18 protein-coding genes are annotated in these 24,725 nt (G+C 59.7%); 17 read left to right on the top strand and 1 reads right to left on the bottom strand.

The window, feature by feature from the left end; all coding sequences use genetic code 11:
- The 9 genes from Q5H33_RS01075 to mltG all read left to right on the top strand — a co-directional run bounded on the left by Q5H33_RS01075 (nucleotide 1) and on the right by mltG (nucleotide 8,889).
- On the top strand, nucleotides 1–1,212 hold the full coding sequence (locus Q5H33_RS01075; RefSeq protein ID WP_035011270.1) for an ABC transporter permease: 1,212 nt from the start codon (nucleotides 1–3) through the stop codon (nucleotides 1,210–1,212).
- Nucleotides 1,212–2,027, top strand: coding sequence for an ABC transporter ATP-binding protein (locus Q5H33_RS01080; RefSeq protein WP_021912832.1), 816 nt, complete (start codon nucleotides 1,212–1,214; stop codon nucleotides 2,025–2,027). Before Q5H33_RS01075 ends, Q5H33_RS01080 begins: the two co-directional genes overlap by 1 nt.
- 269 nt (nucleotides 2,028–2,296) lie before the next feature.
- Entirely contained in the window at nucleotides 2,297–2,923 is a 627-nt protein-coding gene (gene rpsD, locus Q5H33_RS01085) for a 30S ribosomal protein S4 (RefSeq protein WP_003809500.1), read from the top strand.
- 144 nt (nucleotides 2,924–3,067) lie between these two features.
- Complete coding sequence (locus Q5H33_RS01090; protein WP_033499426.1) at nucleotides 3,068–3,742, top strand: histidine phosphatase family protein; 675 nt, start codon at nucleotides 3,068–3,070, stop codon at nucleotides 3,740–3,742.
- 86 nt (nucleotides 3,743–3,828) lie between these two features.
- The gene (locus Q5H33_RS01095; RefSeq protein ID WP_021912831.1) at nucleotides 3,829–4,218 is read left to right on the top strand and encodes a DUF948 domain-containing protein; all 390 of its coding nucleotides are present in this window, start codon (nucleotides 3,829–3,831) and stop codon (nucleotides 4,216–4,218) included.
- Nucleotides 4,218–4,454 carry a hypothetical protein gene (locus tag Q5H33_RS01100; RefSeq protein ID WP_003809496.1) on the top strand — a complete coding sequence of 79 codons (237 nt, stop codon included), beginning with the start codon at nucleotides 4,218–4,220 and terminating at the stop codon, nucleotides 4,452–4,454. The genes Q5H33_RS01095 and Q5H33_RS01100 overlap by 1 nt, the downstream gene beginning before the upstream one ends.
- 88 nt (nucleotides 4,455–4,542) lie before the next feature.
- Entirely contained in the window at nucleotides 4,543–7,221 is a 2,679-nt protein-coding gene (alaS, locus tag Q5H33_RS01105) for an alanine--tRNA ligase (RefSeq protein WP_130081949.1), read from the top strand.
- 10 nt (nucleotides 7,222–7,231) lie between these two features.
- A complete protein-coding gene (gene ruvX, locus Q5H33_RS01110; RefSeq protein WP_003809494.1) occupies nucleotides 7,232–7,687 on the top strand; it encodes a Holliday junction resolvase RuvX in 456 nt (151 codons plus the stop codon).
- A gap of 14 nt (nucleotides 7,688–7,701) precedes the next feature.
- The gene (gene mltG / locus Q5H33_RS01115) at nucleotides 7,702–8,889 is read left to right on the top strand and encodes an endolytic transglycosylase MltG (RefSeq protein ID WP_033499427.1); all 1,188 of its coding nucleotides are present in this window, start codon (nucleotides 7,702–7,704) and stop codon (nucleotides 8,887–8,889) included.
- 12 nt (nucleotides 8,890–8,901) lie between these two features.
- On the opposite strand, the gene Q5H33_RS01120 is transcribed toward mltG, so the two are convergent.
- Nucleotides 8,902–9,372, bottom strand: coding sequence for a prepilin peptidase (locus Q5H33_RS01120; RefSeq protein WP_034984445.1), 471 nt, complete (start codon nucleotides 9,370–9,372; stop codon nucleotides 8,902–8,904).
- Nucleotides 9,373–9,421: 49 nt separating this feature from the next.
- Here Q5H33_RS01120 and aroC point away from each other — a divergent pair, with 49 nt between their 5' ends.
- From aroC to sufD, 8 genes are all read left to right on the top strand, one after another.
- Complete coding sequence (aroC, locus tag Q5H33_RS01125) at nucleotides 9,422–10,615, top strand: chorismate synthase (protein WP_003809489.1); 1,194 nt, start codon at nucleotides 9,422–9,424, stop codon at nucleotides 10,613–10,615.
- Between the two features lie 17 nt (nucleotides 10,616–10,632).
- Entirely contained in the window at nucleotides 10,633–12,252 is a 1,620-nt protein-coding gene (locus Q5H33_RS01130) for a bifunctional shikimate kinase/3-dehydroquinate synthase (protein WP_187781559.1), read from the top strand.
- A 36-nt stretch (nucleotides 12,253–12,288) separates the two neighbouring features.
- A complete protein-coding gene (locus tag Q5H33_RS01135) occupies nucleotides 12,289–12,738 on the top strand; it encodes a type II 3-dehydroquinate dehydratase (protein ID WP_003809485.1) in 450 nt (149 codons plus the stop codon).
- A gap of 161 nt (nucleotides 12,739–12,899) precedes the next feature.
- Nucleotides 12,900–14,405, top strand: coding sequence for an alpha-amylase family protein (locus tag Q5H33_RS01140; protein ID WP_229027805.1), 1,506 nt, complete (start codon nucleotides 12,900–12,902; stop codon nucleotides 14,403–14,405).
- 318 nt (nucleotides 14,406–14,723) lie between these two features.
- On the top strand, nucleotides 14,724–20,018 hold the full coding sequence (gene pulA / locus Q5H33_RS01145) for a type I pullulanase (protein WP_187781560.1): 5,295 nt from the start codon (nucleotides 14,724–14,726) through the stop codon (nucleotides 20,016–20,018).
- 125 nt (nucleotides 20,019–20,143) lie between these two features.
- Nucleotides 20,144–21,805: a CTP synthase gene (locus tag Q5H33_RS01150; protein ID WP_003809478.1), complete on the top strand. Its 1,662-nt coding sequence runs from the start codon at nucleotides 20,144–20,146 to the stop codon at nucleotides 21,803–21,805.
- Nucleotides 21,806–21,963: 158 nt separating this feature from the next.
- Nucleotides 21,964–23,484, top strand: coding sequence for a Fe-S cluster assembly protein SufB (gene sufB, locus Q5H33_RS01155; protein ID WP_117779652.1), 1,521 nt, complete (start codon nucleotides 21,964–21,966; stop codon nucleotides 23,482–23,484).
- A 5-nt stretch (nucleotides 23,485–23,489) separates the two neighbouring features.
- Nucleotides 23,490–24,713, top strand: coding sequence for a Fe-S cluster assembly protein SufD (sufD, locus tag Q5H33_RS01160; RefSeq protein WP_033499431.1), 1,224 nt, complete (start codon nucleotides 23,490–23,492; stop codon nucleotides 24,711–24,713).
- Nucleotides 24,714–24,725 lie beyond the last annotated feature (12 nt).

Consider the following 24,725-nt stretch of genomic DNA (forward strand, 5'->3'; position numbering starts at 1 on the left):
GTGCCGCATATCACCCTTGCGAAACTACCGCTGGCCAATCTGCGTCGCAAACCATTCCGCACTTCGGCGCTTGTCATTGTGGTCGTCATGCTCACTGTGGCGTTCTATGGAGGCGCACTGCTTTCCATGAACCTGAACAATGGGTTGAACAGCATGCGGGAACGTATGGGCGCCGATCTGATGGTCACGCCGCAGAACACGAAAAACCAGGCTGAGGCGTTGCTTACGGGAAACTCTTCGAGCACGTTCTACTTCACCAATGACATTGGAAGCCAAATCGCCGAAGCGGACGGTGTGGGCGAAAGCACGGTGCAGACGTACATCTCCTCGCTTGCGGCAGCCTGCTGCGACGAAAAGGTGCAGATCATCGGCTTCAACCCCGACACCGACTTCGTCATCACTCCTTGGGTGGCTTCGCAATTCGACGGCACACTCCGTCGCGGCCAAATCATAGCAGGCGCCAGCATCAACGTGTCGGACAACAATACGGTCAAACTGTACGGTCATGAATTCCCCGTGGCCGCGCAACTGGCCGATACCGGAACGTCACTGGACAATTCCATATTCGTGAACATGGACACGGTGCCGGATGTCGTTTCCTATTCCGCGCAGGTCGGACATGCCGCGATTCCTGAAGAATACGCCGGCAAAGCGGTGTCCGCCGTGCTCGTCAAAGTCAAGGACGGATATTCCGCACAACAGGTCGCCTCGAATATCGCAAAAGCCACGGGGATCAAAAGTTTGGGATATGTGTATCCGGGCGGTATCACGGCTACGACGAAAACGAATCTCAAGGTGATTATCCGCTATGTGGCGGTGTTCATCACGGTGTTCTGGACTATGGGTTTGGTCGTGATGTTGGCGGTGTTTTCGTCGGCTATGAACGAACGCAAGCGTGAATTCGCCGCGTACCGTATTCTCGGCGCCGATCGTGCGACCCTGGTGGGCATTATCGTCAAGGAATCGGCGACCATCGGAGCTATTGGAGGTGTGATCGGTGTGACCTGTACCTCGTTGGTCGTGTTTCCGTTCAGTGGTCTGATCGCTAAGGAACTTCAATTGCCGTATCTGCAGATTGGCGTCGGTAAAGTGGCGGTACTGATAGTCGTCGCTCTCCTGTTCGCCGTGCTTACGGGCCTGGTCGCATCCCTCGCCACAGCGGTGCGTCTTTCCGCCCCACAGGCATACCTGACGCTGAGGGAGGGGGAGTGATGCCGGAACAGCCCATATTGGAGGTTCGTGGCCTTACCCGTGAATTCGTACGCCGAGGTAAACCTTTCCCCGCGGTGGATGATGTGAATCTCACGCTCGATCCAGGCGAATTCATGGCGATCGTCGGCAGATCCGGAAACGGCAAAAGCACTTTGCTCAATCTCGTCACGGGATTGCTGAAACCTACATCCGGTTCGATTCTGCTGGCCGGTAACGAGGTGACCACGTTAAACGACAAACAGATGTCGATTTTGCGCAACCGCACCATCGGCTTCGTCACGCAGATCCAGACACTATTGCCGAACCTCACCGCAATCGACAATGTGGTCCTTCCCGCAGTGCTGCATCGCAACCCGTCTCGGTATGAAACCGAAATCGATGAACGGACGAATGACGCACAATCACAGGAACAGACGGCGTCTTCCGTCGTGGTCGATGGCCTTCCCGACGTCATCCAACCAGCTTCGACGCAGACGGCTTCTTCATCTCAGCCCGACCATTTGACGCAACGCGCGCAACATCTGTTGGATCAACTGCTTGTAGGCGAGCTTGCGACATGCTATCCGAAGGAGCTCTCTGGTGGCGAGATGCGCCGCGTCTCCATCGCCCGAGCGTTGATGAACAAGCCGAAACTGCTGATCGCCGATGAACCGACAGGAGATCTGGATGCCGAAAGCACCGCAATCGTCATGCGGCTGCTGCGGCAAGTAGCGGATGACGGTACCTCGGTACTTATGGTTACCCATGATCCGGACGCGCTTGCTTATGTGGACCATACCTATCGTATGGATAGGGGAGTGCTTACTCGGGCCTGACGTTTTTAAGACATGCCGATGTAGGTGAATCGGAGCATCTCGTCCGTCCCCCATGTGTATGATTAGCGATTGGTGTGCGCCCGGAAGGACGTATGCCGTCTGGAGTCTTAGCCCATCAGTGGGTCGGCGGCCATCCGTGGTGTTCTGCATTGCGGGTCAAGCCGTTCGCGCATTGCGCGAAGAAGCACTGGAGAGGCTGGCTCAGCGTATGCCGGACTTCGGCATACGTTCCGTTCAGACAACGACAGAACAAACAAAGGATTAAACCAATGACGAACGTTCAGCGTTCTCGCCGTCAGGTGCGTCTTTCCCGCGCCCTCGGCATCGCTCTGACCCCTAAGGCTCAGCGCATCTTCGAAAAGCGTCCGTATGCTCCTGGCGAGCACGGCCGCACCCGTCGCCGCACTGAATCCGATTACGCAGTGCGTCTGCGCGAGAAGCAGCGTCTTCGCGCCCAGTACGGCATCTCCGAGAAGCAGCTCCGCGCCGCTTACGAGAAGGGCACCCACACCGCCGGACAGACCGGCAACGCCATGCTGACCGATCTTGAGACCCGTCTCGACGCTCTGGTCCTGCGTGCAGGCTTCGCCCGCACCACCGCCCAGGCTCGCCAGTTCGTGGTCCATCGCCACATCCTCGTCGATGGCAACATCGTCGATCGTCCGTCCTACCGCGTCAAGCCGGGCCAGACCATCCAGGTCAAGGCCAAGAGCCAGACCATGGTTCCGTTCCAGGCCGCTGCCGAAGGTGTGCACCGCGATGTGCTGCCGGCGGTTCCGGGCTACCTGGACGTCAACCTGCCTTCCCTGAAGGCCACCCTGACCCGCAAGCCTGAAGCCGAGGAGATCCCGGTGCAGGTCAACATCCAGTACGTGGTCGAATTCTACGCCCGCTGATCTGGATCACCATACTGTAAGAACATACAGTTTAAGGACATACAGCGAAAGCCTCGCAGCCGTTACGGTTGCGAGGCTTCTCGTTTTTTTATGGCGTTTCCGGCGGCATGTCGTTTGGCTGATTCCACAGGTACCATGGAAACCATGTTGCTTCATCTTCATCTGGTCCGTCACGGACAGACGTTCTTCAACCGATATAACAGACTCCAGGGATGGTCGAATTCCCCGTTAACCGATGCGGGACTTGCCGATGCGGACAAGGCCGCCGCCAAACTCCGGGACATTGAGTTCGCCGCGGCATACTGCTCCGACACCACACGCGCCCAGGTGACGGCACAACGGATCCTCGATGCGAACGAAGCCGCAGGACACGTTCGTCCGTCACTGGTCAGCGACATGCATTTCCGTGAGCAGTTCTACGGTTATTTCGAGGGACAGGACATGTCCGTCGCATGGACCGCTGCCGGTGGTCCCCATGGTGCGAAGAACTACAACGACATCGTCCGCAAATACGGGCTTGCCGCCACCCGCGACTTTCTCAAAGAAGCCGATCCGTTCCATGACGCCGAATCCGATAACGAGTATTGGCATCGTGTGGAGGACGGCTTCGCTTTGATTGCGGACAACCCTCGGCTTAAGGACGGCGACCACGTGCTGCAGATCTCCCACGGCAATACATTGTTGAGCCTTATGCACCGATTCGCCCCGGAAGGATACGATTTGAGCGAACGTCCGGCCAACGGTTCGGTGACCTGCCTTGATTTTGACACGAACGAACCCATGGACCGCGCGGTGAGCGTGGTCTCGTACAACCAGTGAACGTATTTGCCACAGTCGTGGCTTTTTACTAGTCTTATGCGGGTATTGTGTTCGCGGGCAACCGTGGAGCTGAAAAGAGGTACAAGATGGGTGTTGGAGAGATCGCCGGTCTGATTGCGGCAATTGCATTCGCGGTGCTTGCCGGTTTCATGATCTACCCGCTGATCCGTCTCGGCAAATTGTTCGACCAGATCGCGCAGACCGTCAAAGACACCGGAGACCATGCGATTCCGGCGCTTGACGAGAGCGTGACCACGGTGCAGCAGGTGAACAAGTCCCTGGAGGATGTCAACAAGATCTCCGCCGCGGCGTCCACCACGGCCAATAATGTCGGCGCGCTGACTGATCTATATGGATCGTTCTTGGGCAAGCCCGTCATCAAGGTTGCGTCCGCCACCTATGCGTTGAAGTCCACTGTGCAGTCTTTCTTGGCTAAGAGAGACGTCAATCACGCGGCAGGCAATAAGGGGGAGTGATGTTCAAGCGTCTTTTCTGGGTCTCCATCGGCGTGGGCATCGGTGTCGTCGCTGTCACAAAAGCGCAGGCATACGTTAAAGCCAACACACCGGACACCGCCCGCCAATTCCTGCTTGGTCCCGACCAGGACCATGTGACCATGCGCACGCTTGAAGGTCTGGTCAATGAGTTCAATGCCACGCGTCGAGCCCGCGAGGCTGAACTTAACAGCAAATATGCGGCGCGGAACGAGTAGTCGTTTTCCGCCCGACAGATACGCTCAAGCAACCAATCACACGTTTGGAAGGCATCAGGCCTCCAACAACAAAGGAGCTCAAATCCACATGCGCACTTCTGAAATCGCGAAGCGCTTTCTTGACTATTTCGAACAGCACGATCATCTTGTCGTTCCTTCGGCATCGTTGATTTCTCCGAATCCGACCACTCTGTTCACCATCGCTGGCATGGTTCCGTTCATCCCGTACCTCATGGGTGAGCAGACCCCGCCGAAGCACCGCATGGCTTCCAACCAGAAGTGCGTGCGTACTCTGGACATCGACGAGGTCGGCAAGACCACCCGTCACGGCACGTTCTTCCAGATGCTTGGCAACTTCTCCTTCGGTGATTACTTCAAGGAGGAGGCCATCCACTATGCGTATGAGCTGCTGACCACCCCGCAGGATAAGGGCGGCTACGGCTTCGATCCGGAGAAACTGTGGATGACCACTTTCACCGACGACGAGGAAGCCCGCTCGATGTGGAAGAACGAAGGCGTCGATCCTGAACATATCCAGATCATGGGTATGGAAGATAACTTCTGGACCACCGGTGGCCCTGGCCCTGGCGGTCCGTGCTCCGAAATCTATGTAGACCGTGGTCCAAAGTACGGTGTCGAAGGCGGCCCGATCGCCGACGAGAACCGTTACATTGAGATTTGGGATCTCGTGTTCGAAAACTACGAGGTCGACAACGTCAAGTCCAAGACCGACCTGCATATCGTCGGCGAGCTTGAGAACAAGAACATCGATACCGGCGCCGGTCTGGAACGTCTCGCCTATCTGATGCAGGGCAAGCAGAACATCTATGAGACCGACGAGGTCTTCCCGGTCATCGAAGCCGCGCAGAAGCTTTCCGGCCGCACCTACGGCGATGACGAGGCCATGGACGTGCGTTTCCGTATCGTGGCCGACCACGTGCGTTCCGCGCTGATGATCATGTCCGACGGCGTCCGTCCGTCCAACAACGGCCGTGGCTATGTGCTGCGCCGCCTGCTGCGTCGAACCGTCAAGGCCATGCGCGAGCTCGGCGTGACAGAGCCGGTCATGCCGACCTTGCTGCCGACCTCCAAGGCCGCGATGGAACCGAGCTATCCGGAGCTTAACGACACCTTCCACGACGTGTCCGAAGCCGCCTACGGTGAGGAGGACGCGTTCCGCCGCACGCTCGAATCCGGCACCGAGATCTTCGACATGGCCGTGACGAAGGCCAAGCAGGGCGGCTCGGATCTCGTGTCCGGCGAGGATGCCTTCAAGCTGCATGACACTTACGGCTTCCCGATTGAAATCACGCTCGAAATGGCCGCCGACCAGGGCGTGAAGGTGGATGAAGCCAAGTTCCGCGAGCTGATGGCCGAACAGAAGAGCCGTGCCCGTGCGGACGCGCTGAAGAAGCGCCACAACGTGGATTTGTCCGTCTATGACGACTTCAAGAAGACCCTGCTCCAGCCGATCGACTTCCTTGGCTACACCGACATGTCCGCACGTGCCAAGGTTCTGGGCATCATGCAGGAGGGCAAGGGTTCCGTTCCCGCCGTCACCGGCCCGGCCAACATCGAGGTCATCCTCGACCGCACGCCGTTCTACGCGCAGGCCGGCGGCCAGCTCGCCGATCAGGGCGAGATTCTGTCCGACGATGGCGCGGTGCTTGAGGTCGACGACGTGCAGAAGCCGATCAAGGACCTTATCGTCCACCAGTGCCGTCTGACCGAAGGCACGCTGGTTGTGGGCGCCGAAGTCAACGCGAACATCGATCTCGAGCGCCGTGGAGCCATTGCACGTTCCCACACCGCCACCCACATGGTGCACAAGGCGCTGCGTGAGGAACTTGGTCCGCAGGCCACCCAGCGTGGCTCCGAAGACGCTCCGAACCGTCTGCGCTTCGATTTCCAATGGTCCAGCGCCCCCAGCAAGGACGCCATGAACGCCGTCGAAGCCCGCGTCAACGAGAAGCTTCGTGAGAACCTTGCCGTCACCACTCAGGAAATGAAGTTCGATGACGCCATCGCTCTTGGCGCCATGCATCTGTTCGGCGAGAAGTACGGCGACATCGTGCGTGTGGTGTCCATCGGCGAGGACGGCTGGAGCCGCGAGCTCTGCGGTGGCACCCATATCGACCACGTCGGCAAGATCGGCGCCATCAACATCATGTCCGAGGCGTCTATCGGTTCCGGCGTGCGCCGCGTGGACGCGGTCGTCGGCCAGGGCGCGTATGAGTTCAACGCCCGCGAGCACGCGCTGGTTTCCCAGCTTTCCGACATGGTCAACGCCCGTCCCGACGAACTCGCCGAGCGTGTGAACATGCTGCTTGCCAAGCTCAAGGAATCCGACCGTCGTCTTGCCGCAATGTACGAGTCCCAGCTTGCGGCCTCTGTGCCGACGCTGGTGGCTGAGGCCAAAGCTTCCTCGGCTCCGGTCAAGGTCGCCAAGAAGAACGTTGGACATTTCGGCTCCTTCGACGCGCTGCGCAAGACCGTGCTCGACGTGCGCGGCCAGCTCGGCGAAGATGCTCCGGTCGTGGTGGCTCTTGCCGGCATGAACGAGGACGGCAAGCCCATGGTCGCCGTGGCAACCAACGAAGCGGCACGCAAGCAAGGCATCAAGGCTGGTGATCTGGTCCGTGGCGCTTCCAAGGTTCTTGGCGGTGGTGGCGGCGGCAAGCCGGACTTCGCACAGGGTGGCGGCGCGGACGCCACCAAGATCGACAAGGCACTTGAGGCATTGGCCGGCCAGGCTCTGAAGGGCTGATTCTCCAAGCATGGTTTGGCTTGGTATCGATCTGGGTGATGCTCGGGTCGGACTTGCGTTGTCCGATCCCGAGCTCACCCTCGCACATCCCATAGGCAATATTCAAGTGTATGGAGATTCTTTCCGCGCGTTGGATGAAGTCATCGACGTCATTGGGGACGAGTCGGTGGACCATGTGGTGATTGGCCTGCCGTTGCTGCTGAACGGCGAAGAGGGGAAAAGCGCCAAAAAAGCGAGACGCTGGTCCGTCAATCTTGAAAAACGACTGCATGCGGCCGTGGAGGATGAATCATATTCGGTGACGCGGGTTCCCACCATTGAATTGGTGGATGAGCGTCTGACGACAGTGACCGCACATCATCAGTTGTTCGATGCGCGCATCGGCGGACGCAAGCACCGTCCGATGGTCGACCAGCAATCTGCGGTGGTGATTTTGCAGACGGCGCTCGACCGAAGCAGAGAGTAAGGGGAGAGAGACCTTTGACCGATAATCTGAACGATTTTTTCTCCGATAACGCGCAATGGGTCGATGATACGTCAGCGGGCTCGTCATTCGATGCCGCGTTGCCGCCGCAACCGCCGAAATCGCGACGCGACATGCGTAAACGACGTGAGCAACAACGTCGTCGTCGCTATGTCACAATCATCGCGGCTGCCGTCGTTGTCATTCTTGTCGTCGTCGGCGGCTTTTTCGGTGTGCGCATGGTTAAACATCTCAGGCAGATGAACGCCAACGGTTCGCAAATCCAGATTGAGGATTACACCGGTTCGGGAGACAAAGACACGACGTTCACCGTGGAAACCGGACAAGGCGCAGCCGAAATCGCACGAAATCTGGTCAAGGCGGACATCGTCAAATCCGAATCGGCGTTCACCTCCGCAGTCGCGGCCGCCGGCGCGACGCTTTACCCGGGTTCGTACGCGTTGAAGACGCATATGAAAGCGGCCGATGTCGTCAAGATCCTGTCCGACCAAAGCAAGGCCGGCGGTTTCGCCGAAGTCAAGGCCGGCGAACGGGTGTCCGATGTCATCGCCAACGCGGCCAAGATGTCAGGCAAGGACGTGTCCGAATTCCAAGCGGTCATCGACGGTGGCGGCGCGGGCATTCTGCCAGATGAAGCGGGTGGCAAATTCGAAGGATGGCTTGAGCCCGGATCCTACAGCGTCCAGGACAAGTCCGCCAAGGACATCCTCAAGGAAATGGTCACGGCACGCGTCAACAAACTGGACACATTGGGCGTGCCAGATGGAAGCGAACGCGAACGTATCATGAACATCGCGTCCATCGCCGAATCCGAGGCATGCAATCCTGACGATTACGGTAAGGTGGCGAGGGTCATCCTGAACAGAATCGACCAGGACATGCCGTTGGGCATGGACAGCACCGTTGCCTACGGGTTCAACACCACAGGCAGCAAGCTGACAGACGAGCAGCTTGAGGATGGAAGCAACCCGTACAACACTCGCGTGAACAAAGGACTTCCTCCGACGCCGATCAGCAATCCCGGCGATTCCGCTATCCAAGCCGCGATGAATCCTCCGGAAGGCAAATGGCTGTACTTCGTCACCACCAACCTCAAGACCGGCGAGACGAAGTTCGTGGAAACCGAAGACGAATTCTGGAAGATTCGCGACGAATACAAAAGCAACAACGCGAATGCCAACTGACGGTATTACGCATTAACACAACGCGTGCATCGCGATGCTTATCGCCCCGGCCACGACAATGGTCGGGGCGAACGGCGTCTTACCGGCGAATCGCGTATGCTTCTGCGGGTCGAACCGTGTCCAAATCGCAAGCCACAGCAGCCCCAGCACACTAATCGCAAACCACCAGAACACCACTGGAAACAGGCCGAACATGCCTACGGCCAAGCCGATAAGCAACGTCGTGGTGACGTCGCCGAATCCCAAAGCCCCTGGCTTGATGAGCGCAAGCGCACATTGCAGCACGGCGGATAACGCGGCGAACAACAGAGCCTGCAATGCCAGAAACAGTGAATTAACGGACAACGCATACGTGATGTCCACAATGACCTGCGCCAAACACCCTACGGCGATCCACATGCGTGGAATGCGTCGTGCCCGGATATCCTCAACGCTGACGGCCATTCCACAGAGCAGACTCGGCAGGCAAATCATGTACCACATACCGTTAAGATAGTCCACGAATCGTATTTGGCAGAAAAGGAGTGTTGGCATGTTGCGCTGGCAGACAGCAGGTGAATCGCACGGCGAAGCGCTTGTCGCCATGATCGAGGGGCTGCCTGCGGGCATCCACGTCACTACTGAGGATATCGTCGGCGCATTGGCACGCCGACGTCTCGGATATGGCCGTGGTGCGCGCATGAAATTCGAACAGGACAAGGTCCGCATGCTCACCGGTGTGCGTTTCGGCGAGACCATCGGCTCTCCCGTCGCCATCGAGATCGCCAATACCGAATGGCCGAAATGGACCGAGGTGATGAGCGCCGATCCGCTTGACCATGACATTCCGCGCGAAGGCCGCAACGCGCCGCTATCCCGTCCCCGTCCGGGGCATGCCGATCTGACTGGCATGCGCAAGTACGGTTTCGACGACGCCCGTCCAGTGCTGGAACGTTCCAGCGCACGTGAGACCGCGTCGCGTGTGGCCTTAGGTGAGGTCGCCAAGCAGTTCCTTGAACAGACGTTGGGCATACGTACCGTCTCCCATGTGCTGTCAATCGGTGGTGCTGGCATCACCGACCCGCAGAATGCGGTGCTGCCGAAGCCTGAGGACCTCGAAGCATTGGACGCTTCGCCGGTGCGCACATTGGATAAGACGGCCGAACAGCAGATGATCGCACGCATCGACGAGGCCAAGGAGAACGCCGATACCTTAGGCGGCGTGATCGAGGTCGTGGTATACGGCGTTCCGGCTGGAATCGGCACGTACGTTGAATCGGACCGCAGGCTGGACGCGGCATTGGCCAGTGCCGTCATGGGCGTCCAGGCCATCAAGGGCGTGGAGATCGGGGACGGTTTCCTTGAGGCGATGCGTCCCGGCTCCCAGGCGCACGACGAAATGGTGGTTGGCGACGATGGCCGCATCACACGTCTGAGCAATCGTGCGGGCGGAATCGAAGGCGGCATGTCCAACGGCCAGCCGATTGTGGTGCGTGCCGCGATGAAGCCGATTCCATCCATTCCAAAGGCGCTTCGCACCGTCGACGTCACCACCGGCGAGGCGGCCCAGGCCATCAACCAGCGTTCCGACAACACCGCCGTTCCCGCGGCGGCCGTCGTGGCCGAGGCGATGGTGCGCCTCACCATCGCTCAATACGTGCTGGAGAAGTTCGGCGGCGACAGCGTGGCCGAAACCAAGCGCAACGCCGAATCCTATGTGGCGTCCTGGCCGGAGCACATGAGGTGACCGATTCGATGGCTGGAATGCGTAGACCCGTCGCCGTCATCATCGGCATGATGGGCGCGGGCAAGACCCGCGTCGGCAAGGAAGCGGCGCAGATGATGCAACTGCCGTTCGCCGACGCCGACAACGAGATCGAACATGATGCGGGAATGAAGATTCCCGAATATTTCGAAAGGTACGGCGAACCGGAGTTCCGTAAGCTGGAAAGCGACGTTGTGCTTGACATGCTGGAGGATTTCGACGGCATCTTCTCCTTGGGCGGGGGCGCTCCAATGACCCCGTCCATCCAGCAGGGGCTCGCCGAATACATCGCCGACGGCGGCAAGGTCGTGTATTTGATGGCCGATCCGAAGGAAGCCATGGAACGCGCCAACCGCGGCGGCGGCCGTCCGATGCTCAACGGCGACGCCAACGAGCGTTGGAAGAAGTTGTACAAGGAACGCGACCCGGTGTTCAGACGCGTGGCCAATGTGCAGGTGCGCACCCACGGACAAACCCCGCAAGTGGCCGCGAGAAAGCTGATGGAAATGATCGATCAACGTATCGTCCACGTCACCGGATCCACCATCGAACCATACGATGTGTGCATAGGCGAAGGTGTGATGAGCCAGCTTGCGCAGGTGCTGGGGGACAAGCCTGCCAAAGTGGCATTGATTCACACCCAGGCGGTGCAACGGCATTCCGACCGCGCGCGCACGCTGTTGCGCCAGTCCGGTTATGACGTGCACGACATCGTCATTCCCGATGCTGAAGCCGGCAAGACCATCGAAGTGGCCAACGGCATCTGGCAGCGTCTGGGGGAGGAAGGCTTCACCCGTTCTGATGCGATTGTCGGTCTCGGCGGTGGCGCAGCCACCGATCTGGCCGGTTTCGTGGCCGCCACATGGATGCGTGGCATCCGCTACGTCAACTGCCCGACCTCGCTGCTGGCCATGGTCGACGCCTCCACCGGCGGCAAAACCGGCATCAACACTTCACAAGGCAAGAACCTCGTCGGCTCGTTCTATACGCCGGCCGGCGTGCTCGCCGACATGGGAGCACTTGCCTCGTTGCCGAACGACATCTTCATCGAAGGTCTGGGCGAAGTGGCGAAATCCGGTTTCATCATGGATCCGGAGATTCTGCGCATGCTTGAAGACCATGCCGACGAGCTGCGCTCGTTCGACGGTTCGACGTTCCTTGACTCCGATCTGAAGGATGTGGTCGCCGAACTCATCGAACGTACCGTGACGGTGAAGGCGTACCATGTGTCCGCCGACCTCAAAGAAGCCGGATTGCGTGAATTCCTCAACTACGGACATACGCTTGGCCATGCCATCGAAAAACTCGAACACTTCCGCTGGAGGCACGGCAACGCCGTTGCGGTCGGTTGCGTCTATGCGGCCGAACTGTCCCATCTGCTCGGCTACATCGACCAGGATCTGGTCGACTACCATCGTTCGCTGCTCGGCTCGCTCGGCCTGCCGACATCATGGAACAATGGCAGCTGGGATGATGTGCTGGCGCTCATGCACCGAGACAAGAAGGCCCGCGGCAACAAACTGCGTTTCGTCATACTCGGCTCGCTCGGCCATCCCATCCACCTCGAGGATCCGCCGGCGGACGCCGTCGAGGAGGCGTTCCGACGCATCCAGCGGTAGGACGCAATCGCAAGAACGAACACAAAAGGAAGCAATATGACCAAAGTAGTGGTTGTCAACGGACCGAACCTCGGCCGTCTCGGAGTGCGCCAGCCTGACGTATACGGCAAGCAGGATCTTGAGACCCTGCGCAAACTGTGCACCGAATGGGGTCATGAACTGGGGCTTGACGTGGAGGTGCGTCAAAGCGACGACGAGGCCGAGATGATTCATTGGATGCATCAGGCCGCGGACGAGAAAACGCCGATCGTGATGAATCCGGCGGCTTTCACGCATTACTCCTATGGTTTGGCGGACGCCGCGCACATGGTGATCGACGAGGGACTGCCGCTTATGGAGGTGCATATCTCCAACCCGTCCGCACGCGACGAGTTCCGCAAGCGTTCCGTGATCTCTCCGGTGGCCACCGGTACCATCACCGGCATGGGATTCTATGGCTACAAGCTGGCAATCGAAGCGGTTGCGCACTTGTTGGAAGAACGCTGACATCGACATTCCGTCATGGATTCAGCCGGATGCCTGTCTTTAAGGCATCCGGCTTTTTCGTGCCAATGAGGACGACGCATATCCCGGTCTCCCCGGATTGGTATACAGTGATATTGCAAACGTATGCAAACCGGGAGCATGGCGAAGTGACGAAGAGGTCGATGACTATGGGCGCAATCGCAAGAAGAATCACACGTGTCATTACGGCGGTCGTATGCGTCGCGGTATCGGTCGGTGTCTCAGTCGCCACGCTTCACGTGCCGACACGTGAAGGCGGCGGGGAACGTTTCAATCCCGCGCGATACCGCAGCGACGTGATCGTGACCATGTTCCAAGCCAATTGGAAATCCGTCGCCCGCGAATGCGGCGAAGTGCTGGGACCCGAAGGCGTCGGCTACGTACAGGTCTCGCCGCCGCAGGAAAGCATCCAAGGCACGCAGTGGTGGACGAGCTATCAGCCGGTAAGCTACAAACTTGACTCCAAAGAAGGCACCGAAGCTGAATTTAAGAACATGGTCCGGCAATGCAAGGCCGCGGGCGTCGGCGTGATCGCGGATACGGTCATCAACCACACCACCGGCGTCGACAAAACACAAGGGACCGGCACCGCCGGAAGCCCCTACGACAATAAAGGCTATTTCCCTGAAGCCGGATACACGCCATCGGACTTCCATGCCCCCTGTTCTATCTGGACGTACCGCGACGCCGAAAGCGTGTGGAACTGCCAGGTATCGGGTTTGCAGGACCTTGATACATCAAGCCCGCACGTGCGCGACGTGCTGTCTGACTATTTTGTGAAGCTTCTCGACTACGGCGTCGCCGGATTCCGCGTGGATGCCGTCAAACACATGCCTCCGGAAGACGTGCTGGCCATCAAGAAACTCGTTGCGAAGAAATCCGGACGTTCCATGAACGACATCTGGTGGACGCAGGAAGTGATTGGCGACAATGCGGAAGCCGCCGAAATCCAACCGAGGAACTATCTCAAAACCGGCCAGGTGAACGAATTCCAGTACGCATATCGGCTTAAGTCCCTGTTCTCCAACTCGCTGGCAGGCGGAAGCCTGTCGATCAAAGACATTCCGCAGAACATCACCGACAGTGGCAAGGCCAGCGTATTCGTGACGAATTGGGATACCGAACGCAACAACATGACGCTCACCTACAAGGACGGCGACGCCTACCGGCTAGCGAACGCGTTCATGCTGGCCTACCCGTATGGCGCCCCCAACGTGTTCTCCGGATACGAATTCCATGACACCGACTCGGGAGCTTCAGGCGCCACTGCGACCAGCGTGCCCGATATTGACTGCTCCAAAGACTCCGGCTGGAGCTGCACCGAACGCTGGCCTGACGTGCACGGTATGGTCGGCTGGCATAATGTCGCAGGCGACGCGCCGCTCTCCGATTGGCAGGATGACGGCGACAACATGATCGCCTTCGGTCGAGGGGGACGTGCCTTCATCGCCATCAACAATTCCGTGCGCACACGTACTGTGACGTACCACACGGCTTTGCCGGCAGGGGAGTATTGCGATGTCTACGCTTCCGCCGACTGTTCCGGCAGCGTGCATGTGCGTTTCGACGGGGATGCCACACTGACGGTTCCTGCCGGTAGTGCAGTGGCCTTCCATATCGCCGCGACACCGTATACCGTGAGACAATGATTGCAATCGTTTGCTGTTTTTTGCAGCTATTTCTGAATGTTTTCTGCTTGACTTGCAGAAAAAAATTTTGATTGCAGCAACAGGTTGCACTTCGGCATAAATGAAGTGCATGTGCAGCAGAGGGTCACGCTGTTTCATTGCCACGCGCAGCCATTGACATACAATTAACTCTGATTCAGAGTGTAAACGTATGCATATTCATCGTCGAGTGGATTCTGAATCATCCGCGTGGATGCGGATGTCCATGGCGCATACGTTGCCGGTCGCGGCGCCTGCCATGGGCGCTTGAACCGGCCTCACAGATGAGAACGGAGAACGATGGTCGTTCAGACGAACCGTCCATTAGGCCGTGTGGTGGCGATGGGCGTCACCGCGGCCATGGCGTGCGCTTCGTTGGTCGCGGCACCGATCGTGGCCCAGGCGCAATCCAAAACGCAGGCCAATCAACAGAAAGATGTCCAGGTGATTGCGTTCCAGCAGACGTGGAACACGATCGCCAAGGAATGCACCAACACCTATGGTCCGGAAGGTGTGGTCTATGTGGAGGTCTCGCCTCCGCAGGAATCCATCCAAGGCACGCAGTGGTGGACCAGCTACCAGCCTGTGAGCTACAAGCTCGACTCCAAGCTGGGCACGGAAGCCGAATTCAAGAACATGGTTCAGCAGTGCTCCGCGGCAGGCGTGGGCATCATCGCCGACGTGGTGCTCAACCAGACCACCGGCGCCGACGTGGCCGCCGGAGACCAGAAGGGCGTGGCCGGCAGCGAATACAACGGCTCCACCGGCAGCTACCCGGGCTTCGCCACCAAGCAGTACCCGGACGGCATCACCGCCGCCGACTTCCACAGCTGCACCAAGAACATCTCCGACTACACCAATCAGAAGGAAGTTCAGGAATGCCGCCTGAGCTCCATGTGGGATTTCAACTCCGAAAGCGAGAAGGTGCAGGACATCCAGTCCGACTACCTAGCCTCGCTGTGGAACGCCGGCGTGCGCGGCTTCCGCATGGATGCCGTCAAGCACATCCACACTGACAGCGTGAAGGCCATCAAGGAGAAGTTCGCCAAGAAAATCGGCAAGAACGCCAACGACATCTACTGGATTCAGGAGGTCATCGGCAACGCCTCCGAGGCCGCGGGCATCCAGCCGAGCAATTACGTGCAGAACGGCACCGTGACCGAATTCGGCTTCAAATCCGAGATGAACCAGACCTTCAAGGACAAGATCGCCAACCTCAAGGGGCTGAGCGATCGCCTGAGCAAGGATCTCTCCTCCGATGACGCCAACGTGTTCGTCACCAACTGGGACACCGCCCGCAACGAGGGTGCGCTGACCTACAAGGACGGCGCCAAGTACCAGCTGGCCAACGCGTTCATGCTGGCCTACGACTACGGCACCCCGCGCCTGCTCTCCGACTACAAGTGGGACGTCAACGACAACGGTGCACCCGGAGCGACCGCGACCTCCGTGCCCGACGTGGATATGGACAAGGCATGCTCCACCAACGATTCCGATTGGAACTGCGAGCAGCGCTGGACCTCCACCCGCGGCATGATCGCCTTCCGCAACTATGTCAACGGCACCAAGGTCGCCGATTGGCAGGATGACGGCGGCGACAACATCGCCTTCTCCCGCGGAGCCAAGGGCTTCATCGCCATCAACAACGGCAAGAAGGACAAGGACGCCTCCTACACGACATCCCTCGCCGACGGCGAATACTGCAACGTGTACGCCACCATGGACTGCTCCAAGACCGTGACCGTCAAGGGTGGCAAGGTCGAGACCACGGTGCCGGCGCACTCCGCCATCGCCCTGTATGCCGGTGCTACCAAGGCCTCGCACCCCGCAGCCTCCGCCGCCACCGATCCGTCCGATCCCGACGTGAGCCAGGAGGAGGATGACGCCCTGCCCGACGACAGAAGCGTCACCATCTACTACAAGCCCGCCAACTCTGAGTGGAAGACCCCGAAGGTCCATTACGGCCTCGGCAACGATTGGGAGCAGCCGGAAGCCGACATGACCCTCGACGCGCAGGGTTACTACACCGCCACCATCAACACCAAGGGCAAGGCGATCGACTTCGTGTTCCACGACAAGGACACCGATGGTTGGGAGAACCCGAAGGACGGCGGCAACTACCATGCCAACGTCGGCATCACCCACGTTGGCGTGAGCGAGCAGGCCGCAACCGTCGGCAACCCCGAATCCATCGGCGCCAAGACCCGTCTCGTCGTGCACTACAAGCCATCCAGCGCTTCGGACAACCGCGGCGTGTACGTGTGGGGCACCGATGTGAACGGCGGCAACATGGACGCCAAGCATCACGCCTTCACCGGCACTGACTGCTGGGGCAAGGTCGCCGTGCTCAATTTCGACGGCAAGTACGACAAGTTCGGCTTCCTCGTCACCACCAGCGATTGGAACAAGTACGGCGCCGACCGTAGCGCCACCGTGAGCGCCGACGGCACCGCCGAGGTGTGGATCGACGGCACCAAGTACCCGGACCAGGGCGAGGCGACCACTGTCGAGACGCTTGATTCGGCACCGGCCGATTACGCCTGCAAGGCCAACACCGTCAAGGTGAAGGTGCACTACAACCGAGACGACGGCCTGTACTACAACGCCGAGGACACCAGCACCACTGTGCCGCAGTGGGATATCTGGACCTGGTCATCCAATTGGAACGGCGGTGCCGCCACCTTCACCACCCATGACGATTGGGGCGAGATCGCGGAGTACTCCTTCACCAACTACACCTACTACAACAACGACGGCGCTTCCGATATCGGCATGCTGCGCCGTTACGGTAAGGACGCGTGGAAGGCCAAGGACCCGGACGACGCCGATCACAGGATCCCGTCCAACGCGCTCGTGTTCGACGCCGACGGCAACGCCTCCGCCGAAGTGTGGCTGCTCGGCGGCGACGCCACGGTGTATACCTCCCGCCCGTCCCTCGGCGCGACCATGAAGTCCGCCGAGATCTCCGGCACCAACCAGCTGTCCGCCAAGCTTTCCAAGAAGGTCTCCACGGATGACCTGAAAGGCAAGGTCACCGTCACGGACGCCGACGGCAAAGCCGTCGATGTCAAGAGTCTCAAGGCCGACGGCACCAAGGTGATCATCACCGCCGACAAGGATCTGGACGTTCGCGGCAAGTACACCGTCGAGATCAAGGGCTTCGGCTCCCAGAACGCCATCGCCGGTTCGGTGGTCCGCACCGACGCCTTCGACAGGAAGTACGCCTACAGCGGCGAGGATCTGGGCGCGACTTTCACCAAGAAGCAGACCGGCTTCAAGGTGTGGGCGCCGACCGCCGCCAAGGTCGAGCTCATCACCTACAAGTCCGCCGACCCGAATGCCGAGATCGATCAGACCATCGACATGACAAGCGAAAGCAAGGGCGTGTGGAGCGCCACGGTGAAGAAGCTTGCCTCCGGCACCGCGTACTCCTACAGGCTCACCTTCGCCGACGGCACGGTGAACACCTCCGCCGATCCGTACGCCACCGCGGCCGTCGCCAACGGCGAGCGCTCCGTAGTGCTCTCCAAGAAGGCCATGGGCAAGGCGGGCAAGCGCATGCCGGCCTTCGGCAAGACCACCGACGCCTCCATCGCCGAGATGAACATCCGCGACTTCTCCATCAACCCGGCCTCCGGCATCTCCGCCGACAAGCAGGGCAAGTACCTGGGCGTGGTCGAATCCGGCACGAAGACCGCCAAGGGCGCGACCTCCGGCCTCGACTATCTCAAGTCGCTGGGCGTCACCCACGTGCAGATCATGCCGATGTACGACTACGGTTCCGTCAACGAGACCGGCGACCTGAGCTACAACGCCGATGGCGCGCAGAACTGGGGCTACGACCCGGAGAACTACAACGTGCCGGAAGGCTCGTACTCCTCCGATCCGAGCAACCCGAGCTCCCGCGTCACCGAAATGAAGCAGATGGTCAAGGGCCTGCACAAGAACGACATCCGCGTCATCATGGATGTGGTGTACAACCATGTCTACAATGCCGCGAACCATTCGTTCAACAAGACGGTCCCGGGCTACTACTTCCGCTATGACGACAACGGTTCGCTCGTCAACGACTCCGGTTGCGGCAACGACACCGCCTCCGAACGTGCGATGATGCGCAAGTACATCGTCGACTCGGTGACCTACTGGGCGAAGAACTACAATATCGACGGCTTCCGATTCGACCTCATGGGTCTGATCGACACCAAGACGATGCAGGAGGTTCGTGCTGCCCTCGACAAGATCGATCCGTCCATCATCGTGCTCGGCGAAGGCTGGGACATGAACTCCACGATGGACAAGAGCGAGATGACCATCCAGCCAAACGCCTACCAGGTCGCTTCGGACGGCACCAACAACGGCATCGCGTTCTTCAACGACTCGATCCGCGACGGCCTCAAGGGTTCCGTGTTCTCCGACACCGACACCGGTTTCGTCTCCGGCAAGGCCGATCAGGAAAGCCTCATCGCCCACAACGTGCTCGGCTGCCAGTACGACGCCGACGCCATCACCACCTGCTGGAACGGCAATGCGCAGGACCACTACGCGGATGCCGGTCAGGTGGTGAACTACGCCGAGATCCACGACAACATGACCCTGTACGACAAGCTCAGGAAGTCCGTGCCCACGGATGACGAGGCCACCACCGAGGCGCGCGCCAAGCTCGCCGATTCCGTGGTCTACCTGTCCGAAGGCATCCCGGCCATCCAGCTGGGCCAGGAGTTTCTGCGCACCAAGGGCGGCAACGGCGACAGCTATAACGCCGGTGACGAGGTGAACGCCATCGACTGGGATCGCACCACGCAGTACTCCGGCTCCGTCGACTACGTCAGGGGCCTGATCAAGCTGCGCAACAGGATCGCTGCCCTCCGCCAGACCAGCTACAGCGACATCAACGCCAGCGTGACCATGCTCAAGTCCGCCAACGGTGTCGTGGCCTATCAGGCGAAGGACTCCAGCGGCACCTACGTGGTGATCTTCAACGCCAACAACGATGCCGCCGCCATCGATGGCGTCGAGGCCGGCAAGTACGAGGTGCTCGCCGCAAACGGCACCGTGTACGGCGACGATGATGTCAAGAGCGTCACCGTCCGCAAGGGCTCCGCATACACCGCTGGCGCACTGTCCGCCACCGTGCTCAAGGTCGCCTCCGCCGACGACGTCGTTCCCGTGATTAGCGGTGTGAACGAGTCGACGACCATCACCGTCGGTTCCAAGTTCGATCCGATGGCGGGCGTCTCCGCCACCGACGACATCGACGGCGATCTGACCGACAAGATCAAGGTCGAGGGCACCGTGGACGCCAATAAGGTCGGCGACTACAAGCTGGTCTACTCCGTGACCAACTCCCGTGGCAAGACCACGACCTTCACCCGCACGGTGCACGTCCAGAAGCAGGCCGTCACCCCGGCCACCGATAAGAACAATGGCAAGATCAACGGCAAGGCCGACAATACAAAGGAAAACGCGGAGAAAAGCGCGGCGCAGAGCCCGGCAACAGGCTCCAACGTCGCCGGAATCGCCTTGGCCGTCATGGTGCTCGCCGTTGCGGCGGGCGTGTTGATCGTCCTCCGCAGGAAGGAGGCCGGCGACCGATAAAATCGCAATCGTCTGACTGTATTTCCTGAATTTCCGAAAGGCGGGACCGCGGAGCAATGCGGTCCCGCCTTTTCGTATCACGATGGAACACGCCGCGTCTTGCGCCGCTGATAGACTGAAGTTCCATGGTTAGAAGACAACATGGCAATTCTCAAGAACACGTCACCAAACATATTTTCGTCACTGGCGGCGTTGTCTCCTCTCTCGGCAAAGGCCTGACCGCCTCCTCCCTTGGACGCCTGCTCCGTAGCCGCGGCATCAAGGTTTTGCAGCAGAAGCTCGATCCGTACATCAACGTGGATCCGGGCACGATGAATCCTTTCCAGCACGGTGAGGTCTATGTCACCGAAGATGGCGCGGAAACCGATCTCGACATCGGCCACTACGAGCGTTTCCTCGACGTGTACCTGAGCCAGAAGGCCAACGTCACCACCGGCCAGATCTATCAGGAGGTGCTGCGCAAGGAACGCGCCGGCGAATACCTCGGCCAGTGCGTGCAGGTCATCCCTCACATCACCAACGAAATCAAGTCCCGTATGCGCGCGCAGGCGTCCGATGACGTCGACGTGATCATCACCGAAATCGGCGGCACCGTCGGCGACATTGAATCCCAGCCGTTCCTGGAGGCCGCTCGTGAAGTACGCCGCGACCTGGGCGCCGAAAACTGCATGTTCGTGCACGTCTCCCTGGTGCCGTACATCGCCGCCGCGCATGAGCTCAAGACCAAGCCGACCCAGCATTCCGTCATGATGCTGCGCCAGCTCGGCATCTCCCCGGACGCGCTCGTGCTGCGTTCCGACCGGCCGCTCAACCAGTCCATCAAGGACAAGATCTCCCTGATGTGCGACGTGGACTCCGAAGGCGTCGTCAACTGCGTGGACGCTCCGAGCATCTACGACGTGCCGAAGACCCTGTTCGACGAAGGCCTCGACGCCTACGTGGTGCGTGAACTCGGCCTGCCGTTCCATGACGTCGACTGGGACGAGTGGGAGGACCTGCTCGAACGCGTGCACCATCCGAAGCACGAGGTCAACGTGGCCATCGTCGGCAAGTACATTGACCTGCCGGACGCCTACCTGTCCGTCACCGAGGCCATCAAGGCCGGCGGCTTCGCCAACTGGGCCAAGGTCAACGTCAAGTGGGTGGCCGCCGACAAGTGCGCCACCGAAGAAGGCGCCGCGGCGGCCCTCGACCAGGTCGACGGCATCGTGATTCCGGGCGGCTTCGGCATCCGTGGCATCGACGGCAAGATCGGCGCCCTGCGTTACGCCCGCGAGCACAAGCTGCCGGCCCTCGGCCTGTGCCTCGGTCTGCAGTCCATGGTCATCGAATACGCACGCGATGTCCTCGGCATCACCGACGCGAACTCCTCCGAATTCGATCCGGATTGCGCCAACCCGGTCATCGCCACCATGGAAGAGCAGAAGGACATCGTCGCCGGCAAGGGCGACATGGGTCACACCATGCGTCTGGGCTCCTACCCGGCGGAACTGGAGGAAGGCTCCATTGTCGCCGAACTGTACGGCACCACGCATGTCACCGAACGCCACCGCCACCGTTACGAGGTGAACGTGGCCTACAAGGATCGTCTGCGCGAAGGTGGTCTGGTCATCTCCGGCCAGAGCCCTGACGGCGAACTCACCGAATTCGTCGAACTGCCGCGCGAGGTGCATCCGTTCTACGTGGCCACCCAGGCCCATCCGGAATTCAAGTCCCGTCCAACCAAGCCGCATCCGCTGTTCGCGGGTCTGGTCAAGGCCGCTCTGGACCACCAGCAGGCGCGCTGAGACGATTTGAGCGCATAAGCTCGATTCATCGCAAAGCGGAAGACCGAATCTGCATGGTCTTCCGCTTTTTTGTAAGGCAAATCACGGGCGAATACTGTCGAATTTCGAATAAGGTCTAGTGTTTCGCTGTGTGTTCTGTTAGGTTGTCATAGGTATCAATGAGTGAATGGAGGCAGCGTACGGTGGCAGAGAACCAAGCGTCCAACGCCGCGGCCGACGTGGAGATGAGCCAGTATGTGGCTGATCGCACGCGCGTGAACGAAGACAAGATCAAGCAGGATGACGAGATTATCGAGCAATTCGGTGACTACAACTACGGCTGGCACGATACGGACTTCGCCGGCGAGGCGGCGAAGAAAGGCATCGACGAGAACGTCGTGCGTGCCATCTCCGCCGACAAACACGAGCCGGAATGGATGCTGGAAAAGCGATTGGAAGGGTATCGCGATTTCATCGACCGTCCAATGCCGCAGTGGGGCGTCGATTTGAAGGACTTCGACGCCGACGATTTCAAGTACTACGTCAAGCCGATCGACAAGCAGGCCACCACCTGGGAGGAACTGCCCGACGAGATCCGCTCCACGTACGACAAGCTCGGCATTCCGGAAGCGGAGAAAAGCAGACTCGTCTCCGGCGTCGCCGCGCAGTACGAGTCCGAGGTCATCTACAATTCAATCCAGAAGGACCTTGAGGAGCAGGGCGTCATCTTCGTCGACACCGACACCGCCGTGCAAAAGTACCCGGAACTCGTCAAGAAGTATTTCGGCAAATGCATTCCGAGCAACGACAACAAATTCTCGGCATTGAACACCGCCGCATGGTCGGGCGGCTCGTTCGTGTACGTGCCGAAGGGTGTGCACGTGGACATCCCGCTGCAGGCCTACTTCCGCATCAACACGCCGAATATGGGCCAGTTCGAGCGCACGCTGATCATCGCTGATGAAGGCTCCTACGTGCATTACGTGGAAGGCTGCACCGCGCCGATCTACTCCACCGACTCGCTGCATTCCGGTGTTGTGGAGATCTTTGTCGAACCGCATGCCCGTGTGCGTTACACCACTGTGCAGAACTGGTCGAACAACGTGTACAATCTGGTGACGCAGCGCGCCTACGTGCGTGAGGGCGGCACCATGGAATGGGTCGACGGCAACATCGGCTCGAAAGCCACCATGAAGTATCCGGCATGCATCCTCGCCGAGCCGTACGCGAAGGCCAGCACCATGTCGTTGGGTTTCGCAGGCAAGGGCCAATATCAGGACACGGGCGCGAAGATGATTCACCTCGCCCCGCATACCAGCTCCACCATCGTGGCGAAGTCGATTTCCCGTGGCGGCGGACGTTCCGCATACCGTGGCCTCGTCAAAATCGTCAAGGGCGCGGAAGGGTCCTCCAATTCGACGGTCTGCGACGCTTTGCTCGTCGACGAATTCAGCCGTTCCGACACGTACCCGCATGTGGATGTGCGTGAGGACAACGTCTCCATGGCGCATGAGGCCACCGTTTCCAAGGTCTCTGAAGACCAGCTGTTCTATCTGATGAGCCGCGGCCTGTCCGAAGACGAGGCCATGGGCATGATCGTGCGCGGCTTCGTCGAACCGATCAGTCGCGAGCTGCCGATGGAATACGCGCTCGAATTGAACCGTTTGGTGGAATTGCAGATGGAAGGGTCGGTGGGCTGATCACCATGGCACAAACTCAGGAAATCAATATCCCCGTCGCGGATCCGTCCGATCCGTACGCGAACCCGGCGGCCATGCCGTCGTCCGCGGACCGCGCTCCACGCTCATTCGACATCGAAGCGTTCGCCAAGCCGGACCGCAAACAGGAGGACTGGCGCTACACGCCGATAGAGCGCATCGAGGAGTTCTTCGATGTGTTCGAACCATCCAATGAAACGCAGGTCACCGTTTCCATGATCGACGGGTCGCCGCTTGCCGAAGGCGTCACGTATGCCGAAGGCACGGTGGGGGACACCGGCACAGGCATCGTCTCCAAGCCGAACGACCGTGTGTCCGCAGTCGAATGGAATTCCGGCAAACGCGCTGGAATACTGACCATCGACGGTGAGATCGACCAGCCGGTGCTCGTCAAAATGCATGGCACCGGCAGGGACCTCGACGCGTTCCACCTGTCGATCATCGCAGCCGACCGCGCCCATGCCGACGTGGTCGTCGAACATGACGGCGACGCACGTCTCGCCGAAGGCGTGGAAATCACCACAGGCAAGGACTCCCACATTTCCACCACCTTCATCCAGGAATGGAACAAGGACTCCAAACACGTCGGCAACCAGCGCATCCACGTGGGCGAGGAGGCGTCCCTGCGCCATTCCGTGGTCACCCTCGGTGGTGATGTCGTGCGCATTCGCATGGACCAGGACTTCGGCGGCGAACAGGGCGACCTCAACATGCTCGGCATCTACTTCGTGGACCCGGGCGAGCATATCGAACACCGCACGATGGTGGTGCATAACCATCCCGAATGCAAGAGCCGCGTGGTCTACAAGGGCGCGCTCGACGGCAAGGGAGCGCACTCCACATGGGTCGGCAACGCGCTGATCGAGCCTACCGCGCCGGGCACCGACTCCTACGAGCTCAACCGCAATCTGGTGCTCACCCCAGGTGCCATCGCCGATTCCGAGCCGAATCTGGAAATCGAAAACGGCAACATCATCGGTGCCGGCCACGCCTCATCCGTCGGACGATTCGACGACGAAGAGCTGTTCTACCTCGAATCGCGCGGCATCTCGGAAAACGAGGCACGCAAGCTCGTGGTGCGTGGCTTCTTCGGCGAGCTCGTCGAGGAAATCGGCATTCCGGCGATTTCCGAGCATCTTATGAACGTCATCGACAAGCGCCTGGCCCGCGGCGAAAGCGACGCGATCGCACAGGTATTGGAAGAGAAATAATCGTCAGGAGAA

This window comes from uncultured Bifidobacterium sp. (assembly GCF_959020145.1).
Lineage (GTDB): Bacteria > Actinomycetota > Actinomycetes > Actinomycetales > Bifidobacteriaceae > Bifidobacterium.